The sequence below is a fragment of the Rhizobium sp. Root1212 genome (assembly GCF_001424985.1).
In the GTDB taxonomy this organism is placed as follows: domain Bacteria; phylum Pseudomonadota; class Alphaproteobacteria; order Rhizobiales; family Rhizobiaceae; genus Pararhizobium.
Genome location: NZ_LMDA01000008.1, coordinates 46,191 through 59,628 on the forward strand (window position 1 = coordinate 46,191; position 13,438 = coordinate 59,628).

Below are 13,438 nucleotides of genomic sequence, written 5' to 3' on the forward strand. Positions count from 1 at the left end.
GCTGGCTGCGCAGCACCTCCAGCGCCTTGGCGGTCGCCTCGCGACCGAGGATGCGGGTGGCGACGTTACCCGGCAGTGCCTCGAGGATGAGGAAGATCAGGACCGAAACCAGAAAAAGCGTCAAGGCCGAAAACAGCACCCGACTGACGAGAAGAAGGAAAATACTCATGTCGCACCCACCGGCAATAGGGCGGTGTCCGCCATCATCGGATCGGGAATGAAGGCGGCGTCGGTATCGAGATCGCCCTCCCAGATGTAGAGAAGCACGAGAGGTCGGTCCGCGGAGAGGGTGGCATGCAGTAGCCACGGCGCATGGTGGATGACGGCGTCGCTACCTTTCTGAGCCCAGCCGTCATAGCCTGTCCGCCAAAGGGAAGGGCCTAGCTGCGGGTGATGTGAAGGGCAGGCAGCAGATCGGCGAGCGCATCGGGGGGAGGCGAGCTCGACTTCACAGGCGGTCTGGATCGGCACGCGTTCCGGTTGAACGTCGTTGAGCGGCGGCAGTTTCTCCGCAAGGCGGCATGCGGGCGGGGTGGGACTGCGAGACATCTCGCATATCGCAGACCAGCGCCGCGGCGAAACAGCCGATAAAGGGCTTCAGGGCAGACATGGTCATGCAGTTATCCTCTTCCACGGGGCGGATGCGCCCCGTGGATGTGAACTGTCCCGGGAGGACGGATGGGTTTTATTCGGCTCAGCTCAGTTCGGTATAGTCGATGCGGTTTACGTCGACATGCGGCTTGTAACCGCTGCAATCCTTGCGTAGGCCGGCAACGACCGGGGTGAAGACCGGCAGGATCATGGCGCCCTCCTCGGCGATCACGCGCTGGGCGTCGCGGTAGAGCTCGTTGCGCTGCTCTTTGTCGGCGGTCTGGCCGGCCTTGACGAAGAGGGCATCGAAGTCGTCGCGTTTCCAGTGCGTCTCGTTTCATTCCGACTTGCTGTTCAGCGATAGTGTCAGGGCCTCGGCCGGCGGGCGTCGCTGGTGTAGGAGACGATGGCTGGCTTCTTCAGCCAGATCGTGTCCCAATAGCCTTCAGCCGGCGAAGTGATGACATTGACCCGGATGCCGGCCTCGGCCGCCATCCGGGCATACACCTGGGCAAGCAGCATCATGCCGCGATAGGAATCGGAGGTATAAAGGTCGAAATCGATGCCGTCCGGATGACCGACATTAGCGAGAGCCGCTACAGACCTTGAGATTTGTTATAATGGCTGGAGACGGCTCGTGTAAATGGCTTACCATCTTGTGCCATTTTGATGGCATTGTGATTGGAGCCTATATTCGGCCGGAAAGGAGATCGTCATGGCCGCACCACAACTTTCTGTCCGATGCTCCAAGGCCCGAGATTTGGCGCACAGGCTCGCTCGCCGTGAGAACAAGTCGATCGCCGAGGTCGTTGAGCGTGCGCTTGAAGCCTATGAGGTCCGCGAGGCGGGACGCGAACCTGCGTCGAGCTTTTATTCTCGTTGAGTACAACTGCCGGCACGGATATCGATCTGGAAGCCGTTTTTCGCGAAAATCGTCATCCTCATAAGGGTATCGACCTTTTGATATTTCTCGAGACCAACGTCGTTTCGGAGACCTTGAAGAAAGAACCAAGCGAAGCAGTCATAGCCTGGCTGGTACGGTTCGACGCAGAATTGGCGCTGCCCACAGTGACGATCGCCGAGATATCTTTCGGTATACAGAAAATCCGACCGGATCAGCGCGCCGACCGATTGGAACAGGGGCTGCATGAATGGCGCCATCGTTTCGCGGCTCGAAAGGGATGGGGCATGTCAGCACCAGAGGGAATGATCGCGGCAATCGCTCGGGTGAATGGTGGGCGCCTTGCGACGCGTAATCTCAAGGACTTTGAGATGACAGGGCTCGAACTCACGTCTCCGTGGGAATTCTGAGGCTTAGTGGGCTCCACACTTACGCGCCGGAACGGGGAGGGGCGAATGATATCCTTCCGCGATTAAATTTACCTAGACGAGCTAACGTCTGGCTTTAAATCGAGCCTATGCTAGAGGTAGAATTCGGGATGATGGGAAGCTGAAGCGGGTCAGGCAGTGCGAGAAATGTCCCTGGAAGGTCTCAACGAGCCCGCACGATATCCCGGACGGCTACAGCGAGGAACCGCATCGCTCTCTAGACAGCACCATCGCGGAACCCGGATCGCTGCTGGGCACCGGCCGCGCCATGGCTGCCCACGAAGACCCACCGGGACAAGAAGCCCACTGTGTCGGCTGGCTCATGAACCAGATCGAGCCGGGCAACAACATCCCGCTCCGACTTCAAATCACATCCTGCGAGAACATAGACGCAGTTGTCCTCGACGGTCCACAGCACGAGCGGTTTGAGGACACGCTGCCGAAAGCCACGGCCTGACAGCAGGGAAGGGGAGGGCAGGAAACGTCGAAAGACTCGGCTGGCCGTGCCCCGATCAAGACCTAGAGAGCTTGCTAAGGATGGTGCGGAAAGCGGTCGCACCGGCCATCTCGGCGGAGGATGGCAAGACGGGCGCGCAAAGAGGGCACCGAAGAGCAGGGGACGCTCGCGGTAGCGGAGATCAGGAAGACGGTCTGCTTGATCACGCCATCGGCGCAACGCTGGGTGCATTCGATTGCCTGCCAACCCAGCAGGCAGCGCTGAACATCCTGCGGCTACCGCGACAATCCAAGACAGCGAAGGTAGCGGTATGACGGTTTGCAACATTAGAACCGCTGGTCTCGGTCAGTTCCTGAAGACGACGCAGGCACCGCCGCTCTTGCGGACTTCGAGACATACTGCCTCGGCTTCCTGCCGGGTCGGGCGGCCGATACGGGCCGTATATCGCAGCCTTGCCCCAAAGGCACGATTGCGTTCCTTCTGGATCAGCGGTTTTTCCGCATTCAGCGGCGCAGGCAGGGACCGGACGGTCGACAGGAACAATCTGACTGCCACCGGCTTCTGAAAATGCCCCGCCAGTTGGGCGCCCCACGGCGCCCAGGCGCCCTCCGCTTCAAATTCCAAGGGCTTGAGGCGCCGCTTGTCAGCAAGCGCGATGCAGGCGTCTTCGAAGGACTTCTGCCCGTCGAGCCGCAGATCGGTGGCTGTAGGCGGGTTGTCGCGCCAGTCCTCGACCGGATGGGACGTGATATCAATCACGTAATTTCGGGTCTCCTGCGGCAGGCTTCCGGTTCTCAGAAACGTCCGAAGTCCGCCTTCGCCGGCATTGTAGGCTGCGGCAGCCAGACCGATGTTGCCGAACCGATCGCGCAGATCATCGAGATACTCGGCTGATTTTTTCAATGCCTCCAGAGCATCGTAACTGTTCGATAGGCCGCGCATTCTTGCGGTGGAGGGAATGAACTGCGCTATTCCTTCAGCGCCCTTCGGGCTGACCGCATCAGGACGGAACCGGCTTTCCGACCAAATCAGCCGGGCAAAGAAATCTGGCTGTAGATCGTTCTCGCCGGCGAAACGGGCTAACGCGCCACATATGTCGCGATTGAAGCTGGCCGCCCGGACGCAGAGCGTTCCGGTCCTGGAGACTATCGAGTAAGCACAGGGCGGCGCGCTCCATTCGCTCTGGGCGATCACCGCATCCGTCGGCATGCTGGAGAGCAGCCCTCCGGCAGCCAGCAGGGCAAGTGTCCTTCTGTCCCATCTCCGTCGTGCGCTCCACATCGCTTCCTCATACCACCATTGCGAAAAAAGAGGGAGATACCTCCCAATGCGATGGCAAGTCGCAACGCGTAAATTCAACGATCTAGAGAAGACGGGGCTCGATCTCATCTAGCCGTAGGGGTCTGAGCACGACAGATCTCCACTTGCGGCCCCAAACTAGACGGACTTCTACAGGCCGGCAGCTTTGGTCAGATTGATCCTGCAGGGGCGCGGCACCGCCGGCCGCGGCGGGTCATCGTAGCGCTGCTGCGACCGTGCTGCTTTTGGGATACCCTTCGTCGACCTCGGTCGAGGAGGCGAGGCCAAGGCATGGGGTGTGGTTCCACAAATTCTTGTGCCTGTTCGGTCTCGGACAGATCGCCCGGCGTTCTGCCGCCGCGTTCTTGCCGAACTGAGCGCCCAGGCGGGCAAATTGCTTTCAGTCGGACGCGTAGCGTGTGTGTGTGTGTGTTGGTGGCGCTGGCGGCCTCGTCGCTGGGCGCAGGCGCTCTCTTTGAGGTCCTGTAGGTGGCCGAGGAGGGGAGGGGGCATTGAAGCTGCCGCGCGACGGCGACGGAAATGCCGTCAGCGGCCGCCGTGCCTTGCAGCGGCGCAGAGCTGCATGTGGCATGAAATTCACCGTTTTGACCGATGATTTCCGGCTTTTTCTATATAAGGCGAGGAATGACCGATAAGGCAATCTTATCAGTCATTATTCTGTGATAATCCGATGTGCGTTTTTGCGGGTTTTATGCGTTGAAAATGCACATATCTTATTTGACAAATCTTGGATTTGGATGCGCCCCTTTCCAAGGGAAATCCTGCCTTCGCTGGATGATGAGGGACATTGCGCCGCCTTCCGAGGTTGACGAAATAGACCGCCCAGAAGGTGGTGGTATCGCTACCTTGCCTTACGGCTCGCGCAGCACCGAGATCGACCGGGCGATTATGCCTGCCCAGGTTCTAGCGAAACCCTAAAACGGCTCTGCGGCGGCGATGCGAAGACCCTCTCGAAAGTGCGGTAGCATGGCGGGATCGGTCTTTTCCGAGGAGACAAGATAGGCGGGGTAGGCGAAAGCGGGACTGTTCGAGACGATCTCCAGTCGTCCGTCGTCCAGATACGGGCGAATAAATCCCTCGCGAAAATAGCCCTTTCCCCCGGCCGCCAGGATGTAGTCGAGGGCGAGCGGGCCGTAGCTGACGGACACCGCCGGGTTCGGTCCGTCGGGGAAGGCCGCGCGAATGCTGGCTGCGAAATCCTCGCCCCAATCGATGCCGATTGGCTCTCCCTGTCCGTTCAGGGTTGTTGTGCGGGCCAGCACAAGGCGCTCCTCGAAGAGCAGTTCGGCGATAAGACCCGGCCGGCGTTGCGCGCCGTAGAGCACGGCGGCATCGAGCGTTCCCTCCTCTACCAATGTCACTAGTCGCTCTGCCGTTTCGATGGATGTGCGCACCGCGATATTGGGGCGTTCCCGTCGCATCCAGAGCAACCAATGCTTCAGAAGCGGGTTCCAGAGGCTGAGTTCTGCACCGAGCGTCACCAGCGCCTCACGCCCGATCGGAAGCGCCACGGTGTCACGGGCCGTCTCCCACACCTGCACCAGCGTTGCGGCGAAACGATAGAAGCGCTCGCCGGCCGGCGTCATCCGGGCACCTGCCTTGTTGCGCACAAAGATGGGACGATCGAGTTGTTCTTCCAGACTGCGGATGCGCGCGCTGACGGCCGTCTGCGAGATATTGAGGCTTTCCGCCGCCGCAACGAAGCTGCCGGTCTTCACCACTTCGAGAAAGGTGCGGGCAATCGCGATGTCCATGGGAGCCTCCGGTTTCCAAAATAACCGCAAGATTTTTGCTGGAAAACGGCAATAAATTTCATTTGTCAGCGACTGACAAGCCATTCATTTTCTTGGTCTTAAAAGGGAGTGGCCCCGAACGAATGGCGATTAATGTGCAACCGGAAACCGTAGCCGCTGCGCATGGCGTGGCCAGTGACAGCGCGTTTGGCGCGGTGGTGCCGCCGCTTTATCTTTCCAGCACCTATCAATTCGCCGATTTCGATACGCCGCGCGCCTATGACTACGGCCGTGTCGGCAATCCGACGCGCGACGTGCTGGGTGAGGCGATCGCCCGGCTGGAGGGCGGTGCGGGCGCGGTGCTGACGCCGAGCGGCATGGCTGCGGTCGATCTTCTCATCAACAGACTGCCGGCCGGCAGCACTGTTCTTGCCCCGCATGATTGCTACGGTGGCACCATGCGCCTGCTGAAGGCGCGCGTGGCACTCGGCCAGATAGGGCTCCAACTGGTGGATCAGTCGGATTTGGAGGCGTTCAAGGGGATGCTCCGAGCCCGGCCGGCGCTGGTGCTGATCGAAACGCCAAGCAATCCCCTGATGCGGGTCGTGGATATTGCCGCGCTCGCGACCCTTGCAAAAGCTGCCGGCGCGCGTGTTGTCGTCGACAACACCTTCCTTTCTCCCGCCCTACAGCAACCTTTGTCCCTTGGCGCCGATTTCGTGCTGCATTCGACTACGAAATTCCTGAACGGTCATTCCGATGTGATCGCCGGTGCGGTCGTCGCCGCCGACGCGGAGGAGGCGCAGGCGCTGAAACGCTGGGCCAACGTGACGGGCGCCATCGCGGCCCCCTTTGATTGCTGGCTGACGCTGCGCGGTCTCAGAACCCTCTTTGCCCGGATGGCGGGGCAGGAGAAGAACGCCATGGCGATTGCCGAGCGGTTGAGCGGCCATGCCGCCGTTTCCCGCGTGCACTATCCCGGTCTTACCTATCATCCTGACCATGCGCTTGCCAGCAGACAGCAGCGGGGGTTCGGGGCCATGATGAGTTTCGAGCTTGCTGGCGGCGTCTCGGCCGTGCAGCGTTTCGTGCGCAATGTCGGGGGCTTTACGCTGGCCGAATCTCTCGGCGGCGTCGAAAGCCTCGTGGCGCATCCCGCCACCATGACCCATGTGGACATGGGTGCGCAAGCGCGCGCCGAAGCGGGTATCGGCGACGGGCTGCTGCGGCTTTCCGTCGGGCTCGAGCATATCGACGATCTTTTAGCCGGGCTCGACCGAGGGCTCTCGGCCTGCTGACCTAAGGGGAGGGGTGCCATGGTAGACGACGACATTCCCGCCACCTTCGCCTCGCCCGCGTGCTTCATGCACGAAATCGACCCTGCCTATGCCGGCCTGCCGGGGCCGCTCGACCTGCAGACCTGGAAAGATGTTCACCGCTGGCGAAAGGCCGAGCGGGAGCGGCTCATCGCGGAACGTCTTGCGATGCCGGCTGCGCTGCGCCTCGCCGGGGACGAGGCCATTGCTACCCGCTTGCTCGATGAAATCGGCGATGTGGCGGGGCGAATTGTCAGTGGCTACTGGCCTTTTCGCGGCGAGCCGGATCTTCGCCCGCTCCTGCAGGCGATCTGCGCGCGTGGCGGACGGACGGCGCTGCCGGTCGTCGTGGAGAAGGGGCGCCCGCTGGAATTCCATCTCTGGCAGGCGGGCGAGCCGCTTGCCCGCGGTGTCTGGAACATACCCGTCCCGGCTGTCCATCGGCCCTGCAGGCCGGCTATCGTCATCGCCCCGGTCGTCGGTTTCGACCAAGCCGGCTATCGTCTTGGCTATGGCGGCGGCTTCTTCGACCGCACGCTTGCCGCCCTGCGGCCCTGTCCCTTCGTCATTGGCGTCGGTTGGGCGGCTGCGAAGCTTGCTACGATCTATCCGCAACTGCACGATATCCCGATGGATATGATCATCCTGGAGACAGGGGTCATTCGGGCGAGACCGGCGGGCGGCTGATACCCGCAGCGTCGGATTGCGTGGTAACGATCCACCGAACGTCGTTCCGGTAGGACGGAACGGTGATCTCACCGGAGAGATTGAAACGTTGCGATAGGATCGGTGTCGGTCGCTACTGCTGCAGGAACAGAACCGCCGCAATCATGCAGGACGTCACCACCGCGATCGCGGTGCTATAGGCCTGCAGGACACCCATGCGGTTCAGCGCGATGGAAAAGCCGATGATGATCGGCGTGGTGACAACGAGGCCGAGTTGAGCATCTGTCATGGTCTGTCTCCTTTGTCCCCTTCTCTTCCGATCGGCATGCACTGTCCTTGCGCTGGAGCAAAGAAGCCGCACCGCCATTCGGAATAGGAAGGGGGAAAAGGAAACTGCGTTATGACGGCTATCGTGGAGAGTGGCGCCGACGAGCGATCGGACGGCGATCTTATCCTGTGGATTCTGGTCTGGAGCGAGCTGATCGCTTTCGGGATGCTGATCGGGGCATTCCTGGTCATGTCCTTCCTGCATCCGGAAAGCTATTCCATCGCCAAGCTGCATCTGAACGGCCGGCTCGCCAGCATCAACACCGTGGTTCTGATCGTCAGCGGCTGGTTGGCGGCGGAGGCGGATCGCGCCGCGTCGGTTCGGGGACGCAGGGTTGCCCTTATCGCGGCGGCTTGCCTGGGTTTTGCCTTCGTCGCAATCAAGCTCGTCGAATATGCGGGGGAAATCCGTTTCGCGGGCGATGCCACGTTCAATTCGTTTTTCGAGCTTTATTTCATCATCACCGGCTTTCATCTCGCCCATGTGATCTTTCTCGGCTTTGTCATGCTGCTGGTGGCGCGACGGGCGGAAAGGTCGAACGTGGCGATGGTTGCGACCCTCTGGCACGTCATCGACATTGTCTGGCTGGTCGTCTTTCCCATCATCTATCTCGGGTGAAACAATGGCATACGACAAGGACATCTGGCTCCTGGGCCGCGCCATCGGCGTCATTCTGGTGGCGATCGTTTCGGGGCTTGTCGCGGCGCAATGGAAACACGAGGCCGTGCCCTTCGTGGCTTTTGCGATCATCCTTTTGCTTGCGGTCGTGAAATCCCGATGGATCGTGCTTGATTTCATGGGCTTGCGCGGTGTTCGCCCGCGTCTCGCCATCGCGCTTCTGGCCTGGCCGGCCTTCTTTGTCATCGTCGCGGCAGCCCGCACGGCGCTCGCGACATTCGGCATCGCCGGCTAAAAATTCTCCGCCCCGAGGCCCGTCGCCGATTTGTTTGCCTTTTCGCAAAGAAGGATCGGCGTCTTTCCCGCATCTCCTGTGACGGAGGCGATCGATCGCATCGCCCGCTCAATCCGATCCCGAGGGGCCAGAGGGACAGCGAATGTCAGAACATCTCACCAAAACAGGAGCGCGGAACGTCTTTTACGGCGGGTCCGCGTTCTTCTTCGCGATCTTCGTCGCGCTCACCGCGCATAGCCATTATTACATGCGCACCACCTCCACGGACGAAAGCACGCTCACCGACGCGGTCGCGCGCGGAAAGCACGTCTGGGAACAGAACGCTTGCATCAACTGCCACACCCTGCTGGGCGAGGGCGCCTATTTCGCGCCCGAACTCGGCAATGTCTGGACGCGCATGGGCGGCGACGAAGATGTCGAAAGCACCCGCGAAACCTTCAAGGCCTGGATGGCCGCACAGCCGTCCGGCATCGAGGGTCGCCGGCAGATGCCGCAATTCCACCTGACCGATCAGCAACTCAACGACCTCTCCGAGTTCCTGCGCTGGGCCAGCAAGATCAAGACCCAGAATTGGCCGCCGAACGATGCCGGCTGACCTTCAGGAAAGGAGAACGATCATGAAATACCAAACCCAGAAGGTCGCGATGCTGTATTTCTACGGCGCGCTCGGCCTGTTCATCGCCCAGGTGCTGTTCGGTGTGCTGGCCGGCACGATCTATGTGCTGCCAAACACGCTTTCCGAACTCCTGCCCTTCAACATCGTCCGCATGATCCACACCAACGCGCTGATCGTATGGCTGCTGATGGGTTTCATGGGCACGACCTATTACCTCTTGCCGGAAGAGGCGGAGACGGAGCTTTACAGCACGAAGCTCGCCATCTTCCAGTTCTGGCTGTTCCTCGTTGCGGCGGCCATCGCCGTCGTCGGCTATCTCTTCCATATCCATGAGGGGCGCGAGTTTCTGGAGCAACCCTTCGCCATCAAGGTGGGTATCGTCGTTGTCGCGCTGATCTTCCTGTTCAACATCACGCTGACGGTGCTGAAGGGGCGCAAGACGGTCGTCACCAATATCCTGATCTTCGGTCTCTGGGGCGTGGCGATCTTCTTCCTGTTCGCCTTCTACAATCCTGCCAATCTGGCCTTGGACAAGATGTACTGGTGGTATGTCGTCCATCTCTGGGTCGAGGGTGTGTGGGAGCTGATCATGGCATCGGTACTCGCCTTCCTGATGATCAAGCTCAACGGTATCGACCGCGAAGTCGTCGAGAAATGGCTCTATGTCATCGTTGGTCTGGCGCTGTTTTCCGGCATCCTCGGGACCGGCCATCACTTCTACTGGATTGGCGCGCCGGGCTACTGGCAGTGGATCGGCTCGATCTTCTCGACGCTGGAAGTTGCACCCTTCTTCACCATGGTCGTCTTCACCTTCGTCATGACCTGGAAGGCCGGCCGCCGGCATCCGAACCGTGCCGCGATCCTCTGGTCGATAGGCTGCTCGGTCATGGCCTTCTTCGGAGCTGGCGTCTGGGGCTTCCTGCACACGCTGTCGTCGGTGAATTATTATACCCACGGCACCCAGGTTACCGCCGCCCACGGCCATCTCGCCTTCTTCGGCGCCTATGTGATGCTCAACCTCGCGGCCATGGCCTATGCCGTGCCGGAGATCCGCGGCCGCGCGCCCTATAACCAGTGGCTTTCGATCGCCAGCTTCTGGATCATGTGCACGGCGATGTCGGTCATGACCTTCGCGCTGACCTTTGCCGGCGTGCTGCAGGTTCATCTGCAGCGGGTGCTGGGTGAAAGCTACATGGACGTTCAGGACCAGCTGGCGCTGTTCTACTGGATACGTCTCGGCTCGGGTGTCTTCGTGCTGATCTCTGCCGTCATGTTCATCTGGGCGATCTTCGTGCCGGGCAAGGAACGTGTCGCGACGACCGGTTCCCTGCAGGCGGCCGAGTGACCCTTTGGCCCCGCCGAGGGACGGCGGGGCCGCTTTTTCTTCAGGAGATATCGATGAATATGCTTTCCACGGCCTGCGAGCGTGCCCACGCGGAAATCCTGCCCTATGTTCCGAGCAGCAACGAATGCACGCTGTTCGAAATCGCCTGGACGCGGCAGCTGCCGTTGTTGCTGAAGGGGCCGACCGGCTGCGGCAAGACCCGCTTCGTCAGCCATATGGCGGCGCGTCTCGGCCTGCCGCTCTCGACGGTCTCCTGCCATGACGATCTCGCCGCTGCCGACCTGACCGGCCGCTACCTGCTGAAGGGCGGCGATACCGTCTGGGTCGATGGTCCGCTGACCAAGGCGGTGCGGGAAGGGGGCGTCTGCTATCTCGACGAGGTGGTCGAGGCGCGCAAGGATGTCGCCGTCGTGTTGCACCCGCTGACGGATGACCGACGCATCCTGCCTCTGGAGCGCACCGGCGAGCAGCTGGCCGCACCGCCCGGCTTCATGCTGGTGGTCTCCTATAATCCCGGCTACCAGAACCTCTTGAAGGCGCTCAAGCCTTCGACCAAGCAACGTTTTGTCTCGATCGAATTTGATTTCCTGCCCAAGGCGCATGAAATCGTCGTTGTCTCCATCGAAAGCGGCCTCGACGAAGCGCGTGTCGCGCCGCTGGTGGAACTCGCAAACCGCCTGCGTCGCCTGAAAGGTCAGGATATCGAGGAGGGTGTGTCGACGCGGCTGCTCGTCTATTGCGCGGCACTCATCGATTCCGGCCTCAGCGCGCGGGAAGCCGTGCGGGTCGCCATCATCGAACCCTTGAGCGACGACCCGGATGTGAAGGCCGCCCTGATTGAAGTCGCAAACGGCGTGGTCGCCTGAGGCTGCCATGTTCGAGTTCCTGGAACTGGAAGAAACCGTCGGCAAATTCTGGCATCGTCTGGTCGGCTCGACAGCAAGCATGCCGCGTTATCCCGAGCATGCCGTCACCTTCGAGGCGGTGAAGCCGATCCTTGCGACCTGCTTTCGCGGCTTCGGCGGCGAGGTGACGGCGCAGCTCGGGCCGGCGCATGCCCGCACGAGTTCGCACCGGCTTCGCCTGCGACAGCTTGTCGGCCTCGGAGAGGAGAAGATAGCGCTGGCGGCGCGGGATATCGGTGTCGTCATGCTGCCGCCCGCCATCGATCTCTTTGCCGATGCCGGGCTCAATCGCGGCCTCTATATCTGGCTTGCAGCCTATATGGCGCAGATGCGGCTTTGCACACCGGCCTCGGCCGATCCGCTGAAGGCCGACCTTGAAGCGATCGGCATGGCGAAGGCCAATGTCCAGCGGGTGCTGTCCTGCTTTCCCGGCCTTGCCAAAACCTATGTCGCTTTGTGCACGGCGCTGGTCTCGGAGCGACGGCGTGGCGTTCTCCCGGCCGTGGAGCAACTGGTCGAAAACCGGGTGATCGGCCTATTGCGGGCGGGTGCCGGCCTGCCGGAAGAACATCCGCCAGCGATCTTCCCGCAACAGGCGCCGGCCGGGTATCAACGGATGATGGCGGTGCCGGTCTGGCCACTTTTCGAGCGCCGCGAGGAAACCGCCCCGTCGCTTGCTGAGGATGAGGACAACAGGGGAACCGGAAGCCCGCTCAATGGGCAGGGGCATTTCCGCGCCGATCGCGAAACCACGCGAAAACACGCAGACCGTAGCCCCTTCATTCTCAACCGCTTCGAAAAAATCCTCGCTATGGCGGAGATGGTCAATGTCGACCGGCCGACCGACGGCAAGGAGAACGATGCCGGCGATGCCGCTCGCGACCTCGACGAAATCACCCTTGGCCGCCGCAAGGAACGTCCCTCCTCGAAATTCCGCTTCGATCTCGATCTGCCGCCGGAGGCTGTCGATCCCAATGCCATCGAGGCGGAGATCTCCTACCCGGAATGGAATTATCGCAAGGCGGACTACATGCCGTCTTACTGCAAAGTGGTGGCAGCAACGGCGACCGGAGATGCCGAGGGTGCAAAACCCACGGAGGACATGAAGGTGCTGGTGCGCAAGGTGCGCCGCCAGTTCGAAATCCTGCGGCCGAGAAACGAGGTGCTGAAATCGCAGCTCGATGGCGCCGAACTTGATCTCGATGCGGTGGTGCGCATGCGCGCGGATCTGGCCGCCGGCGGGGAGGGGACGGATCGCATCCATCTTTTGTCGCGGCCGCAGGGCCACGATCTTGCCGTGACGATCCTCGCAGACGTCTCGCTTTCCACCGACGCCTGGTTCGACAACAGGCGTGTGCTCGATGTCGAGAAGGATGCGCTGACCGTGCTTGCCCATGGGCTTGCCGCCTGCGGCACCAACCACTCGATCCTCACCTTCACCTCCCGCCGCCGCTCCTGGGTGCGGATCGAAACGGTGAAGGCGTTTGGTGAGGCGTTCGGTCCTGATGTCCAGCGCCGCATCGACGGGCTGAAACCCGGCTATTACACCCGGATCGGCGCGGCCATCCGGCATGCTTCGGCGGAACTGGCAAAACAGCCCAATCGCCGCAAGCTGCTGCTCATCCTGACGGACGGAAAGCCGAACGACATCGATCATTACGAGGGCCGCTTTGCCCTTGAGGATTCGCGCAAGGCGGTTTTCGAGGCGCGGCGGCAGGGCACGTCGGTTTTTGCCGTGACCGTCGACAAGGATGCGCGCAGTTACCTGCCGTCGATGTTCGGCCGCAACGGCTTTGCCATCGTCGGCGATATCGGCAAGCTGCCGCAAGCGCTGCCGGCGATCTATCGCGGGCTGACACGCTGACCGGGGAGGCGGCGTGCGGGAAGAGGGCTCGAAGGCGGCGGACCTTCGAGCCCTC

Annotated in this window: 14 protein-coding genes and 2 pseudogenes; 10 read left to right on the forward strand and 6 right to left on the reverse strand. The window is 61.4% G+C overall.

The window, feature by feature from the left end:
* Positions 1-10 precede the first annotated feature (10 nt).
* The 3 genes and pseudogenes from ASC86_RS26585 to ASC86_RS26595 all read right to left on the reverse strand — a co-directional run.
* Positions 11-169: pseudogene (locus ASC86_RS26585) on the reverse strand (ABC transporter permease); the annotation flags it as partial.
* Between the two features lie 279 nt (positions 170-448).
* A complete protein-coding gene (locus ASC86_RS26590) occupies positions 449-616 on the reverse strand; it encodes a hypothetical protein (RefSeq protein WP_244477582.1) in 168 nt (55 codons plus the stop codon).
* Between the two features lie 341 nt (positions 617-957).
* Positions 958-1,116, reverse strand: coding sequence for a hypothetical protein (locus ASC86_RS26595; RefSeq protein ID WP_244477583.1), 159 nt, complete (start codon positions 1,114-1,116; stop codon positions 958-960).
* 190 nt (positions 1,117-1,306) lie between these two features.
* On the opposite strand from ASC86_RS26595, the pseudogene ASC86_RS25110 reads away from it, so the two are divergent.
* Positions 1,307-1,551, forward strand: a pseudogene (locus ASC86_RS25110) (plasmid stabilization protein); the annotation flags it as partial.
* Positions 1,552-1,902, forward strand: coding sequence for a type II toxin-antitoxin system VapC family toxin (locus ASC86_RS10550; protein WP_056320256.1), 351 nt, complete (start codon positions 1,552-1,554; stop codon positions 1,900-1,902). It abuts the pseudogene before it with no gap.
* Between the two features lie 820 nt (positions 1,903-2,722).
* Here ASC86_RS10550 and ASC86_RS10560 read toward each other — a convergent pair.
* Together ASC86_RS10560 and ASC86_RS10565 are read right to left on the reverse strand one after the other, a co-directional pair.
* Positions 2,723-3,586 carry a lytic transglycosylase domain-containing protein gene (locus tag ASC86_RS10560; protein ID WP_244477584.1) on the reverse strand — a complete coding sequence of 288 codons (864 nt, stop codon included), beginning with the start codon at positions 3,584-3,586 and terminating at the stop codon, positions 2,723-2,725.
* A gap of 1,025 nt (positions 3,587-4,611) precedes the next feature.
* Positions 4,612-5,451: a LysR family transcriptional regulator gene (locus ASC86_RS10565; RefSeq protein WP_056320265.1), complete on the reverse strand. Its 840-nt coding sequence runs from the start codon at positions 5,449-5,451 to the stop codon at positions 4,612-4,614.
* A 122-nt stretch (positions 5,452-5,573) separates the two neighbouring features.
* Between ASC86_RS10565 and metB the strand changes: the two genes are divergently transcribed.
* Positions 5,574-6,728, forward strand: coding sequence for a cystathionine gamma-synthase (metB, locus tag ASC86_RS10570; protein WP_056320268.1), 1,155 nt, complete (start codon positions 5,574-5,576; stop codon positions 6,726-6,728).
* Between the two features lie 18 nt (positions 6,729-6,746).
* Positions 6,747-7,433 carry a 5-formyltetrahydrofolate cyclo-ligase gene (locus ASC86_RS10575; protein ID WP_056320271.1) on the forward strand — a complete coding sequence of 229 codons (687 nt, stop codon included), beginning with the start codon at positions 6,747-6,749 and terminating at the stop codon, positions 7,431-7,433.
* Between the two features lie 112 nt (positions 7,434-7,545).
* Here ASC86_RS10575 and ASC86_RS26235 read toward each other — a convergent pair whose 3' ends face one another.
* Positions 7,546-7,701 (reverse strand): hypothetical protein, encoded by a 156-nt coding sequence (locus tag ASC86_RS26235; RefSeq protein WP_200943800.1) that lies wholly within the window; start codon positions 7,699-7,701, stop codon positions 7,546-7,548.
* Between the two features lie 111 nt (positions 7,702-7,812).
* On the opposite strand from ASC86_RS26235, the gene ASC86_RS10580 reads away from it, so the two are divergent.
* The 6 genes from ASC86_RS10580 to ASC86_RS10605 all read left to right on the forward strand — a co-directional run bounded on the left by ASC86_RS10580 (position 7,813) and on the right by ASC86_RS10605 (position 13,383).
* Positions 7,813-8,358 carry a cytochrome c oxidase subunit 3 gene (locus ASC86_RS10580; protein WP_056320274.1) on the forward strand — a complete coding sequence of 182 codons (546 nt, stop codon included), beginning with the start codon at positions 7,813-7,815 and terminating at the stop codon, positions 8,356-8,358.
* Between the two features lie 4 nt (positions 8,359-8,362).
* On the forward strand, positions 8,363-8,653 hold the full coding sequence (locus ASC86_RS10585) for a cytochrome C oxidase subunit IV family protein (protein WP_056320277.1): 291 nt from the start codon (positions 8,363-8,365) through the stop codon (positions 8,651-8,653).
* 142 nt (positions 8,654-8,795) lie between these two features.
* Positions 8,796-9,248, forward strand: coding sequence for a cytochrome c (locus ASC86_RS10590; protein WP_056320280.1), 453 nt, complete (start codon positions 8,796-8,798; stop codon positions 9,246-9,248).
* A 22-nt stretch (positions 9,249-9,270) separates the two neighbouring features.
* Positions 9,271-10,614 (forward strand): cbb3-type cytochrome c oxidase subunit I, encoded by a 1,344-nt coding sequence (locus tag ASC86_RS10595; protein ID WP_056320283.1) that lies wholly within the window; start codon positions 9,271-9,273, stop codon positions 10,612-10,614.
* Between the two features lie 59 nt (positions 10,615-10,673).
* Positions 10,674-11,480 (forward strand): CbbQ/NirQ/NorQ/GpvN family protein, encoded by an 807-nt coding sequence (locus ASC86_RS10600; protein ID WP_244477593.1) that lies wholly within the window; start codon positions 10,674-10,676, stop codon positions 11,478-11,480.
* A 7-nt stretch (positions 11,481-11,487) separates the two neighbouring features.
* Positions 11,488-13,383 (forward strand): VWA domain-containing protein, encoded by a 1,896-nt coding sequence (locus ASC86_RS10605; protein ID WP_056320288.1) that lies wholly within the window; start codon positions 11,488-11,490, stop codon positions 13,381-13,383.
* The last annotated feature ends 55 nt before the right edge of the window (positions 13,384-13,438 follow it).